The organism is Acidiphilium iwatense (genome assembly GCF_021556475.1).
GTDB lineage: Bacteria > Pseudomonadota > Alphaproteobacteria > Acetobacterales > Acetobacteraceae > Acidiphilium > Acidiphilium iwatense.
The window spans coordinates 59,719-83,406 of record NZ_JAKGBZ010000015.1; the positions used below are offsets into that span (position 1 = coordinate 59,719).

The 23,688-nt window shown below is 62.4% G+C and carries 11 protein-coding genes and 1 pseudogene; 8 read left to right on the forward strand and 4 right to left on the reverse strand.

The annotated features are described in order from the left end of the window. Window positions 1-158: 158 nt before the first annotated feature. From L2A60_RS09695 to L2A60_RS09720, 6 genes are read left to right on the forward strand one after another with little or no spacing between them, the layout of a single operon-like run. The gene (locus L2A60_RS09695; RefSeq protein WP_235704176.1) at window positions 159-5,339 is read left to right on the forward strand and encodes a DEAD/DEAH box helicase; all 5,181 of its coding nucleotides are present in this window, start codon (window positions 159-161) and stop codon (window positions 5,337-5,339) included. Beyond that, complete coding sequence (locus L2A60_RS09700; RefSeq protein ID WP_235704177.1) at window positions 5,336-8,101, forward strand: DEAD/DEAH box helicase; 2,766 nt, start codon at window positions 5,336-5,338, stop codon at window positions 8,099-8,101. The genes L2A60_RS09695 and L2A60_RS09700 overlap by 4 nt, the downstream gene beginning before the upstream one ends. A 3-nt stretch (window positions 8,102-8,104) precedes the next feature. Next, the gene (locus L2A60_RS09705) at window positions 8,105-12,616 is read left to right on the forward strand and encodes an Eco57I restriction-modification methylase domain-containing protein (protein ID WP_235704178.1); all 4,512 of its coding nucleotides are present in this window, start codon (window positions 8,105-8,107) and stop codon (window positions 12,614-12,616) included. Next, the gene (locus L2A60_RS09710; RefSeq protein ID WP_235704179.1) at window positions 12,600-14,579 is read left to right on the forward strand and encodes a chromosome segregation protein SMC; all 1,980 of its coding nucleotides are present in this window, start codon (window positions 12,600-12,602) and stop codon (window positions 14,577-14,579) included. Before L2A60_RS09705 ends, L2A60_RS09710 begins: the two co-directional genes overlap by 17 nt. A 7-nt stretch (window positions 14,580-14,586) precedes the next feature. Beyond that, on the forward strand, window positions 14,587-15,345 hold the full coding sequence (locus L2A60_RS09715) for an HNH endonuclease (RefSeq protein WP_235704180.1): 759 nt from the start codon (window positions 14,587-14,589) through the stop codon (window positions 15,343-15,345). Next, a complete protein-coding gene (locus tag L2A60_RS09720) occupies window positions 15,342-16,436 on the forward strand; it encodes a hypothetical protein (RefSeq protein ID WP_235704181.1) in 1,095 nt (364 codons plus the stop codon). Before L2A60_RS09715 ends, L2A60_RS09720 begins: the two co-directional genes overlap by 4 nt. Window positions 16,437-16,490: 54 nt before the next feature. On the opposite strand, the gene L2A60_RS09725 is transcribed toward L2A60_RS09720, so the two are convergent. The 4 genes from L2A60_RS09725 to L2A60_RS09740 all read right to left on the reverse strand — a co-directional run bounded on the left by L2A60_RS09725 (window position 16,491) and on the right by L2A60_RS09740 (window position 21,545). Then, entirely contained in the window at window positions 16,491-17,489 is a 999-nt protein-coding gene (locus L2A60_RS09725) for a hypothetical protein (protein ID WP_235704182.1), read from the reverse strand. A 43-nt stretch (window positions 17,490-17,532) separates the two neighbouring features. Next, entirely contained in the window at window positions 17,533-18,852 is a 1,320-nt protein-coding gene (locus tag L2A60_RS09730; RefSeq protein ID WP_235704183.1) for a hypothetical protein, read from the reverse strand. A gap of 82 nt (window positions 18,853-18,934) precedes the next feature. Beyond that, the gene (locus L2A60_RS09735) at window positions 18,935-20,179 is read right to left on the reverse strand and encodes a hypothetical protein (RefSeq protein WP_235704184.1); all 1,245 of its coding nucleotides are present in this window, start codon (window positions 20,177-20,179) and stop codon (window positions 18,935-18,937) included. A gap of 25 nt (window positions 20,180-20,204) precedes the next feature. Next, a complete protein-coding gene (locus L2A60_RS09740; protein ID WP_235704185.1) occupies window positions 20,205-21,545 on the reverse strand; it encodes a tyrosine-type recombinase/integrase in 1,341 nt (446 codons plus the stop codon). A 596-nt stretch (window positions 21,546-22,141) separates the two neighbouring features. Here L2A60_RS09740 and L2A60_RS09745 point away from each other — a divergent pair. Further along, on the forward strand, window positions 22,142-23,254 hold the full coding sequence (locus tag L2A60_RS09745) for a Fic family protein (RefSeq protein WP_235704186.1): 1,113 nt from the start codon (window positions 22,142-22,144) through the stop codon (window positions 23,252-23,254). A gap of 94 nt (window positions 23,255-23,348) precedes the next feature. Next, window positions 23,349-23,531: pseudogene (locus L2A60_RS09750) on the forward strand (helix-turn-helix domain-containing protein); the annotation flags it as partial. Window positions 23,532-23,688 lie beyond the last annotated feature (157 nt).

Sequence of the window (23,688 nt, forward strand, 5' to 3'; positions counted from 1 at the left end):
CCGGACGAAGGAGCGTTAAGAGCCCGGTTTGCAGCGCCGTCCGACGAGGGGCGACGCTCCCCATGTAAGGGCTCTGATCATTCACGGCAGCCAACCGCTGAGGTCAGTCAAGATAGCAATTATGGCATAATAAAAAACATTGGGGAGCGAGGCCGGCAATGAAAGCGTTCGAATTTGACCACCGCCTCATCGATTCTTATGCCCGCTTCTCACGGTCGTTCAGCACTGTTCGTTCTGATGACTTAAAGGCCGAGATAAACCGCCAGTACGATGCGGGGCGTTTCTGGCCGGACTCGCTTCTGTCCCTAAACCCTCAATATCTCAAAGGGCCGACCGTCGACGCTCTCGTCGCCTCCGGCGATCTGGACGAAGCGACCGGAAGAATATTCCGGTTTGGAGCCACGCCCGTACAATTTCACCGCCACCAGGCGCAGTCGATCGCGAAGGCTCGGGCAGGCCAGAGCTACGTGGTCACCACCGGAACTGGGTCGGGCAAGTCGCTCTGCTTCTTTGTGCCGGTCGTCGATGCAATTGTCCGCGCACGGAAGGCTGGGAGGCCACGCAGAACCAGCGCGATCATTGTTTATCCGATGAACGCACTGGCCAACAGCCAGATCAAGGAGATCGAAAGGTTCATCTCCCAGTCCGGCCTGCCCAATGAGATAAAGCCGATCGTACGCCGCTACACGGGCCAGGAAAGCCAGGAGGACCGGCAGCGGATTGCGGACGACCCGCCTGACATTCTGCTGACCAACTTCATGATGGCTGAGCTGCTTCTGACGCGGCAGGACAGCCTCGACACCAAGGTCATAGAGAACGCTAGCGGACTGGACTTTATCGTCCTCGACGAGTTGCACACCTATCGCGGTCGGCAGGGCGCCGATGTCGCGATCCTCGTTCGTCGCCTTCGCAACCGCTGCACGCCGGACAAGGCGCCAATCTGCATCGGAACCTCGGCCACCATGGCGAGCGAAGGATCAGATGCAAACCGCGCGCAGGCCGTGGCGGACGTTGCGTCCCGCCTTTTCGGCACGTCCATCGGGCCGGAATCGGTCATCGACGAGTCGCTTCGACGGGCGACGGATGATCGGTTGAAACTCGAGGATGCGCGGCCGAAGCTCGCATCTGTGCTGACATCTGCAATTCCAGATGATCTGACAGACGAGGTTCTGAAAGAACACCCCCTGGCGGTGTGGGCCGAACTGGCGATCGGGCTGGAGGACGCGCAGGAACTCAAGCGCAAGAAGCCGATTGATTTTGGAAAGGCCGTAGCGCTGCTGTCAAAGGACAGCGGCGTAGAGTTCGAAACCTGCCGAAGCAGTCTTGAGACTTTTCTGACCCGCATCAGCCTCCCGGAAACAGAACGGGGTGGTTTGGGGACAGGTGCATTTCTGGCGTTCAAGCTCCATCAGTTTATCTCCGGCGCCGGCGAGGTTTTCACCACGCTGACCGAGAAGCCCAGAAATGTTCTGTTCGAAGGTCAGCTCGAAGACCCCAGCGCGCCCGGCCATCGCCTCTATCCAACCCGTTTCTGTCGGGAATGCGGACATGAGGTTCATGTCGTCGCCAAGACTGAGGACGCTGAAGGCGCCCTGTTCCTGCCAAGGAACATCGATGACGCGCCGCTCGATGATCAGGAGGGAGACGCTGCGGGCTATCTTACCCCCACGGGCGACGGAGACCCCGATTACGCCTTCACGAGCGAGATCGAATCCTATCCCGAGGATTGGCGAGAGGAGCGCAATGGCGTCGAACGGCTCCGCGCGAATCGGAAACGGCGAGCGCCTCAGATGGTCGCGGTCGCCCCGGACGGGCGCTACGGCTCATCGGGGAAGAACTTCTGGTTCATACCTGGCAAATTCGGCTTCTGCCCGTGCTGTCTCGACCAACCGCATCCCAGCATGCGCGAGCGCACAAAGCTGGCGGGCCTGTCGGGCGAGGGCCGAAGCTCGGCCACGACGCTTCTCGTGGCGACAGCTCTCGAATGGATGAACAGGCGCAACAGCGGCGTTCCCACGGACAAGCGCAAGCTGCTCGGCTTTACGGACAATCGTCAGGACGCCGCCCTTCAGGCGGGGCACTTCAACGATTTTCTGTTCGTCAGCCTCCTGCGCGGAGCGATCCTGCGGGCCGTCCTGGACGCAGGCGACGATGGCTTGACCGAGGACGAGTTCGGTCTGCGGATCGTGAGGGCGCTCGGCTTCACTGCCGCCAACCGGGATGCGCGCATCCACTGGATGCTGGACCCCGAGGCAGGAGCCGTGATCCGCGAGGACGCTCAACGCTCCCTTCAAAAGGTCCTCGCACATCGGCTTTGGACGGACCTGCGCAGGGGATGGCGCTACACCAATCCGAGCCTCTCCGTTCTCAGGCTCATAGATGTCGAGTTCATCGGCCTCGACGACATCGTGGAAGATACCGAGCGCCTGACCGCCATCCGGCCGGAATTCGGGGCACTCGATGCGCCCGCGCGAAAGGTGATGCTGAAGAAACTCCTCGGCGCGATGCTCGACGGCCTGGCCGTCGGGACGGAAGCGCTCGACCCGACCGTTCTCGAAGGCGTCGCACAGAAGTCCCGTAACCTGCTGCGCGCCCCGTGGACCATCGATATCAAGGAGACGCCCCGAAGCCGAACGACCCTGTTCCTGCAGGCCCCGGGCAAGGATCAGGTAGGCCTGCGGGAGGAACAGACGATCGTCCGCGCCGGCCATAATTCCCGTATCGGACGCCTCATCAATCGCAAGAGCGTCATCGGGATCAAGCTCGGGAAGAATGACTACCTGACGGTCATGACCGGCCTGATGGACCTCCTGGCGCGGGAGGGATTGGTCTCGCGCGTCGATCTGGAGAAGGATCTGCAAGGGTGGCGCCTGTCGCCATCAGCTGTCCGTGTCGTGCCCGGTGAAGCCATTCGGAGCGGCGCAGCGCAGGGCAACCGCTACTTTCACGATCTCTACAACGAAATCGCCGCCGATCTAAAAGCTGGTCAGAGCAGCTTTTGGGGTCTCGAAGGCCGTGAACACACGGCTCAGGTGTCCCAGAGACAACGCGAATGGCGCGAGTGGCGCTTCCGACATGAGAAGGAGGACCGGGAGAACCTTGCGAGAAGCGCCGCTGACCTTAGGGCGGCAGGGGAGTCGGAGCAGTTTCTGCCCGCCCTGTTCTGTTCGCCGACCATGGAACTCGGCGTCGATATTTCGGCGCTCAACGCCGTCTATCTGCGAAATGTGCCGCCGACGCCGGCCAACTACGCGCAACGCGCCGGCCGTGCGGGTCGCTCCGGACAGGCCGCCGTCATCGTGACCTATTGCGCGGCCCAATCGCCTCACGACCAGTACTTCTTTGAACGGCGCGACGAGATGGTGGCCGGCGTCGTTCGCCCTCCTGCCCTCGACATCACCAATGAAGAGCTCGTCCGTTCGCACCTACACGCCGTCTGGCTTGCCGAGGCGAAGCTCGCCCTGTCTCCGGACATCCCGGAAATCCTCGACCTGACGCAGACGGGATACCCGCTGAAGGCGGAGATCGGCGAGGTGGTTGACCGACCTGAACTGTCGACTGCGTCGCGCGCGCCGATGAAGCGCGTTCTCGATCAGATTCTTGCTTCGGTGGATGGCCGCAAGCCGGTCTGGATGAGTGAACCGGATGACTTTGTTTCCTCGGTCGCCCAGCGTGCGCCGCAGGATTTCGATCGCGCCTTCGATCGATGGCGAGAGCTTTACAACTCCGCCCGAACACAGCTGATCGAGGCCAATGCGCGCTCCGAGATCACAGGCCTCTCGGCTGCGGACCGTCGCCGCATCAAGGCCTCGCAGATGCAGGCGAGCGACCAGATCGCCATTCTCGAACAGGGCAAGGCCTCGAACGGCTCGGATTTCTACTCCTACCGCTATCTCGCGACCGAAGGCTTCCTGCCGGGCTACAATTTCCCCCGATTGCCGCTCTACGCCTTCATTCCCGGCGAGGGGAAAACCGGCTCCTTCCTCCAGCGCGCGCGTTTCCTGGCAATTTCGGAGTTCGGTCCGCGTAGCCTGATCTATCACGAAGGCCGCGCTTACCGGGTCATGAAAGCGAAGCTGCCGCCGGAAGTGCGAACCGGTGACGGGTCGGAACTCGCTACCAGGGACATTTTCATCTGCTCGAACTGTGGCGCGTGCCACGACGGCGAGGTTGAGCGCTGCCACGCCTGCAACAGCCCGATGGCCGGTGAGACGCCCGTGCAGCGGACGCTCAGGATCGACAACGTCGAGGCCGCGCCGGCCGAGCGGATCACGGCGAATGACGAAGAGCGCGTCCGCCAAGGCTTCGATATTCAGACAGTGTTTTCCTGGCCGAAGCGCGACGGCCGAGTGCAGATTACCGAGGCCGATTTCCGCTGCGAAGATGCGTCGATCCTCAATCTGCAATACGCCAATAGCGCCGAGATCAGCCGGATCAACAAAGGGCTAAAGCGACGGGCCAACCAGACGGTCTTCGGCTTCTATATCGATCCGCGCAGTGGTTATTGGGCGAAATCGGACGACGAAGATCCCGATGTCGACGTGCCGCCAGACGTCGTGAGGCCGGTTCGCATCGTTCCCATCGTCCGGGATCACAAGAACGCGCTGCTCTTCCGTTTCAACAAGCCAACGGCCTATGCGCCCGAGACGATCGTCACCGTTCAGCACGCCTTGATGAGAGGCATTGAGGTCGTCTTCCAGCTCGAGGAGGGCGAGGTCCTCGGCGAGCCGCTGCCCGCCCGCGACAACCGGCGCGCCGTCCTGGCCTATGAAGCTACGGAGGGCGGCGCCGGCGTTTTGAGTCGCCTGATCGAGGAGCCGCAGGCGCTCGGTAAGGTGGCCCGTGAAGCGCTGAGCCTGATGCATTTCGAGAAGGTCGATGAAGCAATCGTGGCTGGCGACGCCAAGCTGCTCGCCAGCCACGATGGAGAGGCCTGCGTGCGTGGGTGCTATCGGTGCTTGCTCTCCTACTTCAACCAGCCGGATCACGAGCTGATCGACCGGACAAGCGAAGAAGCGAAACAGATGCTCGTCGATCTGGCGCGCGGACAGGTTGTGCCTGCGGCAGCGCCGGGTGATTCGGCCGAGCGTGGAGGATGGGCGAATGCCTTCAAGGACGCCGGGCTTCCGCCCCCTGATAGCTCGCCTGTCTGCTTTTCCGAGCAGGAGATGAGCTTCGCCTGGCGCAGTCACTTCATCGCCGCCTGCGTCTCTCCACTAACCGAGGCAACGCGACAGGAAGCTGAATCAAAGGGCTGGACGCTGTTCGAGTTGCCGGGAACGGCTGCCGCAGGCGTGCCCGACGCAATGATCTCGATCTTCGGGGGGACGTCCCGATGACGGTGAACTTTGCCCCTGGAGATCTGGTCCGCGCCCGTGGGCGCGAATGGGTCGCGTTGCCTTCGCCTCAGGACGGCATTCTGGCGCTCCGCCCGCTCTCGGGCAGCGAGAGCGATACGGTGATCCTCGACCCGACGCTTGAGATTCTCCCGGTCGAGCCTGCCCGTTTCGATCTGCCGACCGACGCCACCACAACAGTTCAGGCGAAAGCGGCACTGCTCGCGGATGCGATGCGTCTGACATTGCGCCGCGGTGCGGGCCCCTTCCGGTCCGCCGCACAACTCGCCTTCGAACCCCGGACCTATCAACTCGTGCCCTTGCTGATGGCTCTTCGCCTGTCGGTCCCGCGCCTGCTCATTGCGGACGACGTCGGCATCGGCAAGACGATCGAGGCCGGCCTGATCCTGCGCGAGCTGATGGATCGAGGCGAGGTCGATGCCTTCTCCGTGCTCTGCCCGCCGCATCTTGTCGAGCAATGGGTGGGGGAGCTGAAGTCCCGGTTCGGGATCGATGCCGTTGCAGTCACGTCCGGCACCGCAAGCAGGTTGGAAAGAGGCCTGCCGCTCGCCCAGACTCTCTTCAACGCCTACCCATACACTGTCGTCAGCCTCGATTACATCAAGGCGGAAAAGCGTCGAGAAGGCTTTGCGCGCGCCTGTCCGGATTTCGTCATTGTCGACGAGGCGCACGCTTGTGTCGGCACGCATCAGGGCCGACAACAGCGCTTCGAGCTTCTGTCCGGACTGGCGCGTGATCCGGATCGGCGGATGGTTCTTCTGACAGCGACGCCGCATTCGGGTGACGAAGAAGCGTTCGCACGGCTGCTTTCGCTGATCGAGCCTTCGTTTGCGTCCATGAGTTTCGAGGATGCCCGGTATCGCGAGCGCCTAGCGCGGCATTTCGTGCAGCGTCGCCGTATCGACCTCGTCTCCGGCGAATGGCACGAAAGTCGCGCGTTCCCGAAGCATGAGACGACCGAGTTTCCGTACCGGCTGTCGAGGGCGCATCTCGAATTCCAGGAAGCAGTCCTGGATTACTGTTTCGGCATCGTATCGCGCGCGGCAGGCGGGCAACGGGAACGGCGCCTGGCATTCTGGGGAACATTGGCGCTGATGCGTTGTGTCGGTTCTTCGCCGGCCGCCGGTCTTAGCGCCCTACGGAACCGTATCGCCAACGAGACCGATCGCCTCGAACCGCAGATCTATGACGAAGACGGCGACGACGAGGACGCCGTCGATCTTGAGCCCGGCACTGCCTTCGACGCCGATCCGGAACTGCTCGCCTTGATGCGCCGCGCCGAGGCCTTGGCGGCGGAGCCCGATCCGAAACTCGCCGCTTTGGTGGATGCGCTGACACCGCTGATTAAGAAGGGCGCCAATCCCGTCGTTTTCTGCCGATACCTCGCAACGGCCGAGCATGTCCGAGATGGGCTGCGCAGGGCGTTCCCGAAGCTGACCATCGAGTCCGTGACGGGGGTGCTGACCCCAGACGAACGGCGTGACCGTGTCGCCGACATGGCGCCGGCGGACGACGACAAGCAAGTGCAGCGCCTTCTCGTCGCCACGGACTGCCTGTCCGAAGGGATCAATCTGCAGCAGCTCCTCGACGCCGTCGTCCACTACGATCTGTCGTGGAACCCGACCCGACATCAGCAGCGCGAAGGACGCGTCGATCGCTTCGGCCAACCGGCGGAAGTGGTCCGGTCGATCATGATGTTCTCGCCCGACAGCGCGATCGACGGCGCCGTCCTGGATGTGATCCTCCGCAAGGCGGAGGAGATCCGCAAAGCGACGGGCGTGACCGTTCCACTGCCCGATGAACGCGGCCCGGTGACCGACGCTTTGATGGCGTCGATGATGCTGCGCCGGGGCGTGCCCCGCCAGATGACACTCGATCTGCGCCTCGACGACGGCACGAGCGCGATGGAGGCACGCTGGCGCGACGCTGAGGAAAATGAAAAGCGGTCCCGTGCCCGGTTCGCGCAGAATGCGATGAAGCCGCAGGAAGTCGCGCCGGAATGGGAGAAGGTCCGGGCGCTTCTCGGCTCTCCGGCGGACGCCCGGGTGTTTGTCGAACGCGCCATGGCGCGCTTCGGCGTTCCACTCGAAGTGCGCAAAACGGTCCTCCTTGCCCATCTCGGGGCACTGGATGCTGGTTTGCGAGACCGACTGGCTGGGTTGGATCTAGCTGGATCCGTGCGCCTGGCGACAGCCGAACCCGCGCCGTCCGGCACGGCCCTACTGACAAGGACGCATCCGCTGACCGCCACGCTCGCCGAGGCGCTTGTCGAGGCGTCGCTCGATCCGGAGTCCCTGTCCGGGCTTGGTATCGGCCGGGTGGGCGCATGGCCGAGCGCGGCCGTCCAGCAGCTGACCCGCGTCGCTCTGCTGCGTGTGCGCTTCAAGCTGACCGTTCACGCTCGCAAGGAGCGATTGCTGCTGGCGGAAGAAGCTGCCCTCGTGGCGATCCAGGGCGATCGCATTGTGGCAGCCAGCGAGGCTGCCCGAGACCTGCTCAACGCCCCGGCGACAGCCGATCTCGCGCCCGTCGCGCGTGACAGGTTTATCGCCAAGGCGAAAGAGGACTTGCCAATCTTGCTCGCAGGACCGATCGCGAGCTTCGTCCGCTCGCGCGCGCAAGAACTGATGGCGGATCACGCCCGCCTCCGCGCTGCTTCCGGCTCTGCATCGCGCGTCACCGTGGAGGCTATGCAGCCGCCGGACGTGATCGGCTTGTTTGCGCTGATGCCAGGGGAGGCCTGAGCTATGGCGCGCAAGCCCGTCACCGATATGTCGGCCTGGCCCTCGCTCACGCTCGAGGGAAACCTGATCGCGCCAGCCATGATCGCCGGCATCGATCGCCGGCAGGCGCCCGAGCAGACCGAAGCGGACTACCGTATCCGCAAGGGGCTGACGATCCGTGAGGAAATTTCGACTGCCTTCCGTGTTGGCCAGTCCCACTTCGATGCTTTCGCAAAGCTGCACAACCCATCGGCCGAGGCGACGCGGCGATTCGCGCGCGCCTTCCTGGCCGAAACCTTCGGCTTCGACGATCTCGCCCCGGCGGATGGCGCTGTCGCGTTCCTGGCCGGCGGACGCGTGCCTGTCGTTGTCGTGCCGCCGGCCGAAGAGAAGCTCGACCGGCGCAGCCCGACGCTCTCGACGGATCGTTCGCGGTCGCCAGCCTTCGCGCTTCAGGATTATCTCAACGACAGCGATGTCGCACTTTGGGGCTTGGTGACAAACGGTGCGGTCATCCGCCTGATGCGGGACAACGCGTCATTGACGCGCCCCGCCTATATCGAAGCTGACCTTACAGCGATCTTCACCAACGAGGACGCGGCCTCCTTCGCGGTCCTTTGGTCGCTGATCCATCGGACCCGTTTCGGCGCCGCTGGCACGCCAGCGACGGATTGTGTGCTGGAGCGCTGGCGCGACGCCGGAGCGCGAGAGGGCGAGGCGGCGCGCGACCGGCTGGCCAGCCAGGTCGAAGTGGCGCTGAAAGTTCTCGGTTCAGGTTTCCTGGAAGCCAATCCCGACCTCGCGGCCCGGCTGCGCTCCGGTGAGGTCAACCTGACCGAATGGTTCAACGAGCTTCTGCGCCTCGTCTATCGCCTGATCTTCCTGATGGTGGCCGAAGACCGGAACCTGCTCCACCCGGACATCGCCAAACCGGAAGCGCGTAGGCTCTACGTCGAAGGCTACAGCCTCGCGGAGCTGCGCGCGCAATGCGTCCGCGCGGCGTCTTGGGACAAGCACCACGACCGCTTCGAGGCCATCAAGATCGTCTTTCGCTCCCTGGCCCACGGCCAGCCAGCTCTGGGTTTGCCGGCGCTGGGCGGGTTGTTCGCTGCCGATATGCTGCCACATCTGGCAACGGCGCGTCTGCGCAACCGCGCTTTCATGGAGGCGCTCTACCGGCTTTCATGGCTCTCCGACAATGCCAGTCTGGTCCCGGTCAACTGGCGGGCGATGGAGACCGAGGAACTCGGCTCGGTCTATGAATCGCTCCTGGAGCTGCAACCGCAACTCGGTGACGATGGCAAGACGTTGCGCTTTGCCTCGGAGACGGCCGAGCAGAAGGGCAACCAGCGCAAGACCACGGGCTCCTACTACACCCCGGATAGCCTGGTGCAGGCGCTGCTCGACACCGCGCTTGATCCTGTCCTCGACAAGAGCGAGGCGGCGACCGACCCCGCCGCCGCGCTGCTAAAGCTGAGTGTCATCGATCCCGCTTGCGGCTCCGGCCATTTCCTTTTGGCCGCGGCCCGCCGGATAGCAACGCGGGTGGCGCGTATCCGCACCGAGGGCACGCCGTCGCTCGCCGACTTCCGCCACGCGCTCCGCGATGTGGCCCGCAATTGCGTCCACGGCGTAGACCGCAATCCAATGGCGGTGGAACTGACCAAGGTCGCGCTGTGGATCGAGACGGTGGACCCCGGCTTGCCGCTCGGCTTCTTTGATGCGCAGATTCGTTGCGGCGACGCGCTGCTTGGTGTGTTCGACCTGAAGGTGCTGGAGGAAGGCATCCCCGACGTCGCCTACAAGCCGCTGACCGGCGACGACAAGGATGTAACGAAATACTACGCACAGAAAAACAGGCGTGAGCAGGCGGAGAAAGGCCGTGTTGCAGAGGGGTTCGGCTTCAACAGTGCCCGCGACCTGCTGCGTGATTTCGAAGCCCTGCGCGCCATGCCCGAGAACACGGTCGAGCAAATCGAGGCTAAAGCGCAACGCCTACGGGCCTTAACGGCACAGGGGGCTTCCGCCTGGCAGCTTGAGACGGCATGTGACCTCTACGTTGCGGCATTCCTGACGCCAAAGACGAAAGGCGGGCCCTACGCGGGGCCGGACGGGATGCCGCGCCGGGGCGCTGAGATGGTGCCAACGTCGGGCACCATCTGGGAGTGGCTGCGTGGCGTCGAGCCGAATGGCCCAATGTTGGGCGCGTGCGACCAAACCGTACGCCGCGCTCGCGCCTTCCACTGGCCGCTGGAATTCCCGAATGTCGTGCAGCGCGGCGGCTTCGACGTTGTATTGGGGAATCCACCATGGGAGCGAATTAAACTTCAGGAAAAAGAGTTCTTTGCCTCACGAGACGCAGAGATCGCTACAGCGCCCAACAAAGCGGTACGTGACCGACTCATCAAGGCACTGTGCGATGCCGAGCCAGGCACGGCAAAGCGTGCCCTATTCGAGGAGTTCGAAGCTGAAAAGCGCCTTTCAGAAGCGAACTCGACGTTTGTTCGTGTTCCAAGCGCCGATTCTGGACGATTTCCACTTACTGGGACTGGTGACGTTAACACCTATGCGCTTTTCGCCGAGCTTTTCTCGAAGCTTGGAGGAGAGTTTGGTCGTGCTGGTGTGATTGTTCCAACCGGCGTAGCCACCGACGCTACCACAGCGCCGTTCTTCGCCAATTTAGTGTCAGAAAAGCGGCTTGCCGGACTATTTGATTTCGAGAATCGGGAGCGGATATTTCCAGGGGTGTATTTCCGTGTGAAGTTCTGCCTACTCACACTCGGGCATCGAGAGAACGCCGCGCGATTTGCATTTTTTCTAACCGACCCAGCGCAATTGGCTGAGTCTGAGCGCACATTCACCCTCTCTCTTGAGCAGATCGCCGCCATCAATCCAAATACACGGACGGCGCCAGTATTCCGGTCTCGTTCCGACGCAGAGTTGACTGCTAAAATCTACCGTAACGTCCCGGTTTTCATTGACGAGAGCGGAGGAGAACCGGGTAATCCATGGGGTGCAAGCTTCATGACCATGTTCCACATGTCAAACGACAGTGGTCTCTTCCGCACAGCACCGGAGCTAGAAAAGCAAGGCTTTGCCCGTCACGGGGCGGACTGGTTACCCAAAGGCGCTGGCACCGCGGAGGATGACTCGCGTCAGCTCGTACCGCTCTATGAAGGCAAGATGATTCATCAGTTCGATCACCGGCGTGGTGATTTCGCGTTGGCCAAGGAACGAGGGGACGCTGACTATCGGGAGATTCCGTCGCCTCCAATGGACCGAATGCAAGACGTTTCGTTCGAAATTACCCCGCGGTATTGGGTTCCGATGCACGAGGTCAAAGCGCGCCTCCGTACAAGAGCTTATACGCGCGGTTGGCTTACAGGTTGGCGCGATATAACGAATGCCACGAATGAACGAACCGTCATAGCGTCTGCAATCCCAACAGTGGCGGTGAATCACAAATTGCCGCTATTTTTTACCGAAAGAAGCGTTGCTGAACAGGTGGCGCTACTGGGAAACCTAAATTCGTTAGTTTTGGACTTTGTTGCACGACAGAAAGTCGGTGGGACTAATTTAGCATATTTCTTTCTGAGACAGTTCCCGGTTCTTTCGCCCGCCTTCTATACCAGCGAACGCCTTCGCTTTGTCACATCTCGGGTGCTGGAACTCACCTACACCTCTCGCAGCCTCGCGCCCTTTGCCCGCGATTTAGGTTACGACGGCGCGCCATTCGTCTGGAACGAGGAGCGGCGCGCTAGTCTTCGCGCGGATCTCGACGCCTTCTATGCCCGCGCCTACGGCCTAACTCGCGACGAACTGCGCTACATCCTCGACCCAGCCGATGCAAAAGGTCCCGGCTATCCCTCGGAAACCTTTCGCGTGCTTAAGGAGAGGGAAGTTCGTGAGCGAGGCGAATACCTTACCCGCCAGTTGGTTCTAGACGCATGGGATCGGATGGAGGCCGATGCGACGTTCGCAAATCTCGGACTCAGTGCAAGCCAGATCGCGGGTACAGCACCAACCATTCAAAAACCCGCCCTCGTCACTCTGCCCGATGGTGCTTGGATGCGCGCAGCGCAGCAGCCGAACGACGCAGGTGCTGCGCTGACCGCGATCCTCAAGTCGATCAACGGTCCGACTCCGAGTCGTACCGTCCGTCTCGCGGCGGCAATGATGCTGGAACCGCACCTTCTGACGCCATTGCTCCCGGAAGCACGGGCAAGGGAGTGGCGACGCCTGGTCGGGCAGGAATCACAGCCGCGCACTGGCAATGTGGTCGGCTTCGCAGCGCGCACCAATCAAGGCTGGGGCACCGCCGTCTCCAACCATCGCGGCAATGGGCGACTGATTGAAACCCTATCGGTGGGAACATGGGCGCCAGGGCCTGGCCTTGATGCCTTCGACACCGCCGGTTGGCCGGACGGCCGGGCAGGATTCGTGCTGGAAGCACTGGCTGCGCTCGACCTGAATGCGACCGTCACCTCAATGCCGGACGAGGTTCGGGATTGGATCGCGCATGCCTCAGCAGCATGAGATATTCGCTCCCCCGAAGCTCAGCCTAACCGTCCCGGCAGGCCTGAATGGGCCACGCCTCTGGGTGCGCCGTCTGGCGATTTGGGAAGCGCCAGGCGGGCAGAAGATCCGCGACGTCGACCTTCGCCGGGGACTCAACATCGTCTGGTCCCCAGACGGCTTCGATGACATCAGCGCTGGCGGCGTGCGCGCCATAGGTCACGGAAGCGGCAAGACCCTTTTTTGCCGCCTGCTGCGCTACTGCCTCGGCGAGCAGCGTTTCGCCGACGAAACCCAACGGGAACGCATCGCGCTCGCCTTTCCCAATGGCATCGTCGGCGCGGAGGTGATGCTTGACAACGTGTGCTGGGCTGTCGTGCGGCCACTGGGCATCCGGCGCCGGCATGTGGCGATCGCCGACGGCAACCTTGATGAGATCGCCGCTGGCGATGGCGCGACGACAAGCATCGATCCGCTGGTCGAGGCCATCGAACATGCCATCGTGACGCCTGGCGTTGCGGCACTGGCTCGCCTTCAGCCGGACCAAAAAGCATGGCCGATCGCCCTCGCCTGGCTTACCCGCGATCAGGAATGCCGCTTCGACGACGTTCTCGACTGGCGTTCGCCAGCATCCGGCTCCGATGCGCCGCTTCCGGCGAGCGGACGTGAGACCGGGCCTCGGCGTGAAGCGCTTCGGGCATTCCTTCTGGCGATCACCGAAGAGGAACAGCAAACGCGGCGGGGGGAGGAAGCGCTGCGAACCGAAGTCGCCACGGCGGAGCGGGAAGCGTCGTACCTCGATTGGGATCGCGGCAGACGCCACGATCGATTGATTGATCAACTTGGCTTTGCCGGACAAACCGTGCCGGAGATGCCCTTGCTTCTCGAGCTGTTTCGCAAGGCTACCGATGAGCGGCTCGCAGCGGCCGCTCAGCTTCCGACAGGCGACACCGCGGAACTTGGGCAAGCCCGAAAGGGATTGCAGGAAGCCCGCGAAGAACTGCGGCGCACCGACGAAGAGCGCATCCGCCTGGAGGCCCAGATACCGGCGGAGAAGCACGTCCTGGCTCTGCTCTCCAGCGAAATTCCGAGTCTGTCAGCGGCGGCGGAGAATGCGGCCAGTCAGGTGTGCCCGATCTGTGAGGTGCCGATTGACAAGGCGCTCGCGGAGAAATGCGGTTTGTCCCACAAGCTGCACAATGAGACGGAATGCAGAGCCAGGCTCGCCGCGAAGCGTCAGGAGATCGGCGATCAGAACCAAAAGATCGATGGTTTGGAAGCTAGGCTGAAGGCCCTTCAGCCTGCCGCCGCTCTCGCGCGCCAGCGGGTCGAGCAGGCGGAGAAGCGCGTTCAAGCCATCGAAGACGTGCGCGACACGCGTGCGTCGGCCTGGCAGGCCGCGACACGACTCAAGGAAGGGGTCGAGCGCTTTTCCGAGCTATCCACCGAGCGAGATGAGGTGCGAAAGCGGTTGCGCAACCTTGAGGACAGATTGACCAAGGAACGGGAGCGGCTTGCGGCCTTCCGCGACAAGCAGGGCCTGACCTTCGGTCGAATAACGGAGAAATTCTCAGCCATCATTCGTCGCCTGGTCAACGAGAATGCGAAGGGAGCCGTGGCGCTGAGCGGCGATAGGCTGCAATTGACTGTCGATGTCGATGGCGATCGCCGTACAGCCGCCATCGAGTCCCTGAAGGTATTGGCTTTCGACCTCGCCTGCCTCTGTTTGAGCATTGAGGGCGCGACGCGCCTCCCCGCATTCCTCGTCCACGACAGCCCCCGTGAGGCCGATCTCGGCCTGAGCATCTATGACGAGCTGTTCCGCCTGATGCGCGAACTTGAGGAGATGACAGGAACAACGGCTTTTCAGTACATCGTGACGACCACCACCCGTCCCCCCGATGACCTCCGCTGCGATCCTTGGCTGAGACTGACCCTGAAGGGAGCGCCTGGGCCGGAACGTCTGATGGCGCGCGATCTATAGGTGGGCGATGATTGAAACGCCCCAGTCCTTTGTGGTCCGCGAGGAATGCGAGAAGGCCGCCTCGCAGAACGGCTTTCGTCGTGTTCTGGGCGAGGAAGCAGGATGGCGAGCATTCGCGTCCACTACGGCACACGGCGTTATCTATCTGGCCGCCGAGGGCGCCAACGGGCGATGGTTTCTCGCTGTGGACCATGCTGGCGTAGTCGCTGAACTCGAGCCGCCCTCAGCGGATGCGCAAGGCCCCGGCAAAGCCCGTTACGCCTTTGCGACGCTGCGCGAACTCTACGCTGCGCTCGATCGAGTCTACACGCTTGGCATCAGCCTCCCTGACGCGCCGCTGCGCGAATTCGAAACCCGCGTCGCCAATCTGCCACGGACCACCGAGGCTGAACGTCTTGTCGTACAGCGGATCGGCCAGGACATTTTCCGGGCCCGTCTGATGGACTACTGGCAGGGCCGCTGTCCGCTGACCGGCATCACCGACGTAGCCCTACTTCGTGCCTCTCACATCATCCCCTGGGCGGAATGCGAGACCGACGCGGAAAGGCTCGACGTGCATAACGGGCTCCTCCTCTCGGCGTTGTGGGATGCCGCATTCGACCGCGCGCTGGTGACCTTCGACGACCAGGGCAGGCCCGAGTTCTCGCCGAGTCTCAGCGAGCGGGCGCGCGGCGAGCTCCGCTGGAATTCACCGATTTCGCTGACTGACGAGCATCGCCGGCGGCTTGCCCGCCATCGCGAGCGAGTGCCGGGGAGTGTTGCATGAGCGACAGCCCTGCCCCCGAAGGGCGCAAGACGAAGGCGTTCGAACTCCTGGCCTCGGTCGCGGCATTTGCCCGGGAGAAAGGGATCGCAATGAACGACCCCTCGCTCGTAACGCAGTTCATCGGGGATGCGGAGCCGAGATTGAAGGCGGCGTTGTCAGACCCACCCCTCATTCACGGCTCGCGAACAGAGCGCCTTTTCGAGGCGACAGTATTGAGCCTTGGCAAGTTCCGGCTGCTGAAGACGGAGGATGTTGGCCGCGTACATGCTGCGGACACCTGCCGCGCGCCAGATTTCCGCGTGGTCCTGCAGGACGGGGAGCAGTGGTTGATCGAGGTCAAAAATGTCCGCTGCAAGGAGCCATTCAAGCAGGAGACGCGGATGTCTGCCGCTTACTTGGCCTCACTCCAATCCTACGCGGATACGGTTGGGGCGCCGCTGAAGCTGGCGATATTCTGGTCGCTCTGGAACATCTGGACGGTGGTCTCGCCGGATCGGTTTCGCCGCCCGAGGGGCGAACTCCGCACCACCATGCAGGAGGCCGTTGTTGCGAACGAATTGGGAAGGCTCGGCGAAGTCACAATCATGACCAGGCCGCCGTTGCGGCTGGTGCTCGGCGCCGCAGCTGATATGCCGCGATCACTGAGCCCCGAGGGAATGGCGCAATTCATCATCGGCTCCGCGAAGCTTTTCAGCGGGGAGATCGAATTAACCGATGTCAAGGACCGCAAACTGGCAGAAGTGCTTTTACTTTATGGCGAGTGGCCGGCCGACGGTCCCTTCGTGGTGGTGAACGACGGCCAGTTTGCCGGCGTCGAGTTTATCGCGAAGCCGGAGGAGCCCTCCGACCAGGGATTCGATGGCATCGGCTCGGCCAGTCGTATTTTCAGCCGCTTCTACGCGGCGCAGACCATCGAGGGGGATCAGGTGATCCAGCTCCACGGAGAGGCTGCGCCTGAGTGGTTCGCGCCGCTCACGAATTGGGACTTCAAGAACAGTAAGCTTCCTCTTTGGTTGTTCCACCTTCAGCCGCCGGCTGCCGACCCAGCAAGAAAAGACCCCGGTGCGAGCGCCGCGTCTCCGGTTCTCTGAGGAGCCTGGATTGGAAGGCGTTGGCTTCCGGAGTGGCCGGCTTGCGGAGGAAGATCAGCATGGCTGACGCCCGGCACCGCCGGGGATACCGAGCAAGATAGTCTGCATGAAGTGGTTCAGGCGGTGGGCCAGCCCGTGCGCGGCTGGATCAAGTGCGCTATTGGCGCCATAGGCCCTGAGCATTTTCAAGGCCGTCGGCGTCCGCACACCGGCCTGCGTCCGCAGATGGACCAGGCTTTGGCCGAGGAAGAGCACCGGCCGCTTGACCTTGCCCGAGAAGATTTCATCCCATTCAGACTGTGGCCGGTCGATATTAGCATTGTCCGCGAGCGAGTCTAGCTGATTGCCGAGTGCGTCCATCGCAGCCTGAAGATCGGAGAACGGCCCGTTCCAAAGCGCTTGATGATCGAGCGCGTTCTTCGCGTTGATCACGACCATACCCTTATGAGCGGAACATTCCTGGTCGTCGATTTGTTTAGCGCCTTCTTTGATCCGCTCGAAGATTGTTTGGCCTTGGCTCGTGCCGATTGTCTTAATTGCTAAAGCCCACTTTTCGGCCGGCTGATCTACGCCGTCCACGGTAGGCGTCGCGGTGAGGATCACATCGGGATTGTCGCCCTTGGCCGCCGTCGGCGAATCCAATTCGACTTGCGTCCCAACGTGCGCTGCAAGGCAGCCCATATAGAGTTCGGCCATCTTGCGAGCCGTATCATCGTTATAGGCGCTCGACATGTTTTGGCTGAGCGAGGCAGCCGCAAATTTCGTCTGAGCGACCAGACGCAAGTGCGGAAGGAAGCCCGCGAATTCGGTAAGAGGCTCCGCCGAAAGCACCTTGGCCGCGAAGTCATGAACCCCGGCTGCGGCACGAAGCAGCATGACTTGCTGTGTTCCTTGGACGAGGCCCGGATTCTTCGTCACTTCGAGAAGTTGTGTCAGGGATAATAGCTCGTCTTCGAATGACGAACCGGCCGGAGGTTGGATATTGTGCCTGCTCAGGAGAGCGAGAAAGCGGTCACAGATGCCGTCGGCGTCCTGAAACGGAACGAAGGTCATAAACGCCCCCGATCTTGAATGGCCCAAGCGTGTTCTGTGGCGCCTATGCGACGGGTCCTAGGGCCGTTCGGATTGCGGCAACCACGGCCTTCCCGCCGCGAAGGGACGCCTCGATAAGCGCCTGCATATGGTCCGTCGTCGCCCCTCGTGTCCCGATGTAGCCTGAGCGAACAAGCTCCACGAATCCGTCGCTGCGAAGATAGTGTCCGTCCAGGCTCTGGTAGCATATCCGCAGGCCGCCGGCGGGGCCACTCAGCTCGCCACCGCCCATCAGATGGTCGAGGTGCCCGAGGCTCAACAAAATGCCTGCGGACGTCGTCGCGGCGTTGCGGCGCACGAGCTTGAAGAAGAACGCGCCGCTATTCAGTCGGTAGGGGCCATTAGGCGCCAGATCACGGTCGAAGCGGCGCATGCGCGACAGCTCGTCGGTGAACTGGTCGTTGATGCGGACGATCCACCGCTGTTCGTCCGCCTCGTCATCTTCGGACAGCTTGCTCGCCATGGACCGCCGCGCTGGCCCCTCGGATTCCAACATCTTGTATTGGACCATCACCAAGGCCCCGCGAGCGTTGTTTAGATAGATCAAGTCGACGCCGAAAAGCTCTTCGAGCGGCCGTTTGTTCGCGGTGAACACATCCAACCGTTCATCTCGCCTCGCGAAGGTGGCACGGCCGGTTAAGTCACTGTCGGCGAGTCGCCAGCCGGGCATCCAGCGGGCGTCATGCTCGATTGCGGCGTCCTCCAACACGCGCACGGTCGCGATCGCGGTGTCGTCACCGGTAAGGGCAATCGATGATGCGCCATCGTTTCCGCCGAAAGCCTTGATCGCCAGTGCGACCGCGTCCTGTTGCAGGCCGCGGGCGTTGTTGTACCGGGACGGACGGCGCAGATGGGCGAGAATCCGAGTGAGCGGCGGAGTGTTCTGCGGATCTTCGGCTATTGCGGCAATAAGCGCGGTGCCGAGCTTCGGCGAGACGCGTTCGAATTGCGTTGCCCCGCTGGCCAGTCGGTCCCGCGGTGCCCGCAGGCCTGGCGCCGTCACGCTTTGGAGCAGACGCGCCAGCGACCCCGGCGCAGCCGGGCTGACAAGATCGAATACGACGCGCGAGTCGAGGGTGGATGTCGCCGCGATCGAAGTGATTAGGCCGAGGCGGAGTGCAGGATCGAGATTGGCCGTCGAGATCAGAACGAGCCCATTACGCTGGCCGGCGCGCGCCATTCCATGTGGGAAATGGAGGGAGAAACGCGCGCCCTGGCGACGCGTCTCGGCAATCGCGCTCCATTCGTCAGCCGTTACCCGAAGCAGCGAAACGGGCATTCGCGAGAGGTTCTTGAGGTCGTCCGCCTTCATCGTCGGTGTCATGCCTCCTCTGGTTCTCGATCCGCAACATTATCCGACGATCATTGCTTCTTCTGCGTGCTCAGAAGCTGTGTTGGGGCCGGCGCTATTCGGGCCAATGTGAAGACAATCCGAATATCTCGGCAAGGCTCAGTCCTGGGACCTTCTTCAACCGATCCTCGACCACTTCGCAAACCTCGACACCCAAGGGCAGATTCGAAAGTGGTCGCGCCGCCCACGGATTGTGGATCAGCCGCATCTGTCTTTGCCCGACATCCCAAGGCGTGAGGCGCTCCGCCGATAGAACCGCGCTGACGCGAGTATGGATGGGTCCCTTTGACCCCCTCCAGGCGCCGTCACAGTTCCGCACTAGGCGGTGGTCGCCATTTTCCGTCACGATCACGGCCTCCGTGCCGAAAAGGGCGTCAATTGCGGAGTCGGCGTTGGCGAATGTCTCGAGGGCGCAGACGGCGATGATGTAAGGGCGGTCGAGCTGGCCATAACGGCTAGCCTTACTCTCGACGGCCGCTTTGATCGGCAGGTGCGGTTGGACCACTCCGCCGGGCAGGATTCGGCCACCAATTGCCCGGCCGCTGGCTTGTCTGAGGTGCTTCGGCACTACAGTGATCCGCAGGGTCAGACCGTGTTCCTCGAAATTGAATACCTGTCCTGGACGCTGCTCCGCGAAGTCGGCAACGGCACTCTCATAGTCGAGGCCGTTGACGAACCGCTGTACTTGGGTCCGCAGATGCCTACAGCGGACGGGCTGAGCCGGCGCGCCGCGATGGTGCAAATTCAGAAAGAAATCGGGCGACTCGACCTGATCGATGGCTTGCAGGACATCACGCATCCTGCGGTCGGCTCCCGGGTCGGCGCCGATTTCACCCTCGGCGACGGTGGCCTCAAGAAAGAATTCTCGGCCGTCCGGCGCAGCCACGAGGAAGTCGGGAGACCTGCCACCGGGCAGTGGGGGCTCGACTTCAACAACTGTAAAATCACGAGCCACCAGTAGCCCGTGAAGCAGCAGTTCAAAGCACGCACTGCGATGGTGACTGTCATCGCGCGATCGGATGCGGCGGACCAAATCGTCTCGCTTGGCGGCCGGATATTGATCGAGGAGTTGATCCACGAATATTCGGACCCGCGCGGCTTCCGGCCGCGCGGACGCATTCAGATAGTCGGCGCGGCTGATCAGATGGCTTGCCGGCTCGATATCTGTCCGCTCTATGTCGTCGAAGGCGCTCACGAACGCATCCCGCTTGCGCAGAGAGCGCTTGAGCAGCCCGCATAGAAGGTCCCGCATCCGGATCGGAAGAGGTGAGAGGCCGACACGCAGGTCGTCGCGGGACATTCGCGTGTTTGGCCCAGCTCGCCCTTCACGGCGTCGCCAGCATTGCTTGCTGCCCCGCTTCCTGCCTTTCCTGCGCATGCGGGGCTCCGCGACGGCGCAGATGCTGGATTGTCTCCTTGCCGTCTAGGATATCGGCCATTTCCTGGGCGACGCGATCCGCCGCCATTTTCAGGGCTTCGTCCATATGGACGTAGCGCTGAGTGACGCCTCGGGACGCGTGCCCTAGAAGCGCGGCAATCGTTAGTTCGGAAAAGCCAAGATCACCCGCGAGGCTTGCGAAGGTGTGGCGCAGCGTGTGCGGCGTGACGTCGGTGAGCTTGGCGCGTTCACAAATGCGGTCCAGCACGCGGACGACGCCGATGAAATGGCCGTCGCCCCAGTCGGCGGGAAAAAAGAATTTCGACTCGGTCCTGGGCTGCTCGAGCAAAAGATTGACGGCCGCCTGGCCGATAACGCGGATCTGCGCACCGCTCTTGGTGTCGGGAAAACGCACAGCGCCCTCTTCCTCGTCGAGCCACGGACGCTCCACACCCAAGCCCTCCAGGCGGCGGAAGCCGGTCAGCAGCAACAAGCGGATGGCTGCAAGGCCTGTCGGGTGCTCCCCTTCCGCGGCAAGCTCGCGCATAGTCTTGCCGAGGCGTTCGATCTCAGTACGGCTGAGACGCCGATCGCGTGGCGTGCTGGCGAGCTTGCGGACTCCTCTAGCGGGGTTGTCCGGAATTTTGCCGACGCGCACCGCATGCTCGAAAATCGCGTGTAGGGTCGAGAGCGTGCGGGCCGCGACGCCTTCGCCGCCGGTCGTAGCGCCGCCGCGGCTGCCTTTGCGGGCCTTCGCGGTCTTTCCAGTGGCGATATCGGCCTGAGCGGCTTCGATGTCACCGAGTTTGAGGGCGCCGACCTGACGGCGACCAAGCAACGGCTTGATATGCGACTCGATCCGGCTGCGGTCCATCGTGAGGGTTGAGGCTTTGATGGGACGCCGACGGCGACCGAGGATACGACCGGCCTCGGCTTCGGTGAGATACCAATCGCAGAGTTCGGCGACGGTGGTGCGCCCGGTGGCCTCCGCTTCGGCGGCGACCGGATCGACGCCCTTGGACACCGCTACCAACTTTTCGTGGGCGAGGTCACGGGCATCTTCGACGGTCATCAGGCCGAACCGGCCGATGACCGAACGACGCAACCTGCCTTCAGCCGTGCGATATTGAATGACGAAGCTCTTCAGGCCCGAGGGCATGACCTGGACGCCGAAGCCGCGCAGCTCCTTGTCCCATACGAAAGTCTCCCGAACCTTGACCCCATCCGTCGAAGGTTTGGGAGCTTTGAGGGCGTCAACGAGGCGTTTAGTGATCTTTTCCGCAGCCATATCAACCCCCTGCTGGAAATCTGATTAGAACATCGCTATCATACCTCCAATCGGAGCTGAATCCAATCAGTTCGTATCAAATCGAGGGGGGTTCCAGCGTGAATGCGGCGATGACTATGATAGATAATCGCTTGTTTAAGCGCATCTTATCGCAAATACGCGTCGCGAAGCGTGGTCCAGAGAAAGGACTGGAAAACCTTGCCAAGGTTGGGGTCGAGGGTTCGAATCCCTTCGCCCGCTCCAAGTTTTCCTTAGGAAAATTAGAGCGTTATGACAGGGCCGCCGCAAGGCGGCCCTTCGCTTTCGGCGCTTACATTTCTTGGTCTGAAAAAATGTAAGCACTATGTAAGCAGTTGAGGGAAAACGCGGGGCGGTTCCAGCGTGTTTGGGCGGGCATCCTCACCCTGTCGTGCTCCTAACCGCCTGCGCCTGTGGGCGCAGCGTCATGCCGGCAGCCTTGAATTAGCCCCGCTCGCTATTAAGATATATGGCGATATGCTTTAATAGCGGCAAAGCTAATTAAAGGATCGCGTGTGACGAACGGAGAGAATCAAAGGCTCGGGACCTATGTCGAAACGAGCGCGGGAGGCGAGCGCGTGCGCGCCTATGTGCCTGCCCCGCTGCCGCCGAATCCGCCGCTCGAACTCGGACGGTTCATGCAGGTCTACGAACGCGCCATTGCCGCGGTCGGGCGCCTCGATGGCGTGACGACGATCCTGCCCTCGACGCCTTTGTTCCTCTACATGTACGTCCGCAAGGAAGCCCTGCTGTCCTCTCAGATCGAGGGGACGCAATCCTCGCTGTCGGATCTGCTGCTGTTCGAAAATCATGAAGCGCCGACGGTCGAACTCGACGACGTGACCGAGGTCTCGAACTACGTTGCGGCGATCGAGCATGGCGTCTCCCGGATGCGGGGCGGATTTCCCCTCTCGCTCCGGCTGATCCGCGAAATGCACGCGATCCTGCTCAAGTCGGAACGAGGCGCCGCGAAGCAACCGGGCGAGTTCCGCCGCTCGCAGAACTGGATCGGCGGAACCCGGCCCGGCAACGCGCTGTTCGTGCCGCCGCCGCCGAACCGGCTGGACGAATGCCTCGATGCGCTCGAGCGCTTCCTGCACAGCGAGGATGCGGCGCTGCCCCCGCTCATCCGGGCGGGCCTGGCCCACGTCCAGTTCGAGACGATCCACCCTTTTCTCGACGGCAACGGGCGCCTGGGCCGGCTGCTCATCACGCTGATCCTGTGCGAGGCGGAGGTGCTGCGCGAGCCGATCCTCTATCTCAGCCTGTTCCTGAAATCCCGGCGCGACGACTATTACCGGCTCCTGCAGGAGGTCCGCCAGGCTGGGACGTGGGAGACCTGGATGGAGTTCTTCCTGACCGGCGTCGCGGAGACCGCTGAACAAGCCTCCGCGACCGCACGCGATCTGATCGCCATGTTCGAGGCTCACCGACAGCAGATCGCCGGCCTCGGCCGCGCGGCCCCATCCGCGCTCCGAGTCCACGAATTGATGCAAGCCAGCCCGATCGTCACCATCCAAACTGTCTCCGAGAAACTCGCCGTCTCTTTCCCGACCGCCAGCACGGCGCTGGAAAACCTCGCCAAGATCAACGTCGTGCGCGAGACCACGGGACGGCAACGCGGCCGGATTTACGCCTATTCGGACTATCTGGCCTTGCTCGATCGCGGCACCGATCCATTGCCGGCCTGACGCGCCGGGGGAAATCGAAACCAAGCGCAACGTATATCGTCAGATGGAGGCGACTAGGGCGGGGAGGCAAAGTTTATAGGAGGCGTCGGTGGGTATGCAGGCCGACGATGTGAATGGCGTGGATATAGAGCTTCGTGATTTGCGTTTGGCAGTCGTAACGTCACAACACCGCAGTCTGCGACAGGCGGCGGAAGCTCTAAACATACGCCAATCGACCTTGAGCCGCCGGCTGCACGAGATCGAGCGCCAGCTTGGTGTGGTGTTGTTCGAAAGGACGAATGGCGGCACTCGTGAACCGCGCCGGGAATCCTGGAGGCTCCAACTCTTGAGTAGGATGGAGCAATGGAAAAGCGGAAGACATCGAACAGATATTCACCTGAGGTCCGCGAACGCGCGGTGCGGATGGTGCTGGAGCATGGCAAGGATCATGCTTC

Excerpts from the sequence above, each read along its gene's own strand:
- L2A60_RS09700 (WP_235704177.1), top strand. The coding sequence starts at position 5,336 with ATGACGGTGAACTTTGCCCCTGGAGATCTGGTCCGCGCCCGTGGGCGC.
- L2A60_RS09715 (WP_235704180.1), top strand. The coding sequence starts at position 14,587 with ATGATTGAAACGCCCCAGTCCTTTGTGGTCCGCGAGGAATGCGAGAAG.
- L2A60_RS09725 (WP_235704182.1), bottom strand. The coding sequence starts at position 17,489 with ATGACCTTCGTTCCGTTTCAGGACGCCGACGGCATCTGTGACCGCTTT.
- L2A60_RS09730 (WP_235704183.1), bottom strand. The coding sequence starts at position 18,852 with ATGACACCGACGATGAAGGCGGACGACCTCAAGAACCTCTCGCGAATG.
- L2A60_RS09720 (WP_235704181.1), top strand. The coding sequence starts at position 15,342 with ATGAGCGACAGCCCTGCCCCCGAAGGGCGCAAGACGAAGGCGTTCGAA.
- L2A60_RS09695 (WP_235704176.1), top strand. The coding sequence starts at position 159 with ATGAAAGCGTTCGAATTTGACCACCGCCTCATCGATTCTTATGCCCGC.
- L2A60_RS09705 (WP_235704178.1), top strand. The coding sequence starts at position 8,105 with ATGGCGCGCAAGCCCGTCACCGATATGTCGGCCTGGCCCTCGCTCACG.
- L2A60_RS09735 (WP_235704184.1), bottom strand. The coding sequence starts at position 20,179 with ATGTCCCGCGACGACCTGCGTGTCGGCCTCTCACCTCTTCCGATCCGG.
- L2A60_RS09710 (WP_235704179.1), top strand. The coding sequence starts at position 12,600 with ATGCCTCAGCAGCATGAGATATTCGCTCCCCCGAAGCTCAGCCTAACC.
- L2A60_RS09740 (WP_235704185.1), bottom strand. The coding sequence starts at position 21,545 with ATGGCTGCGGAAAAGATCACTAAACGCCTCGTTGACGCCCTCAAAGCT.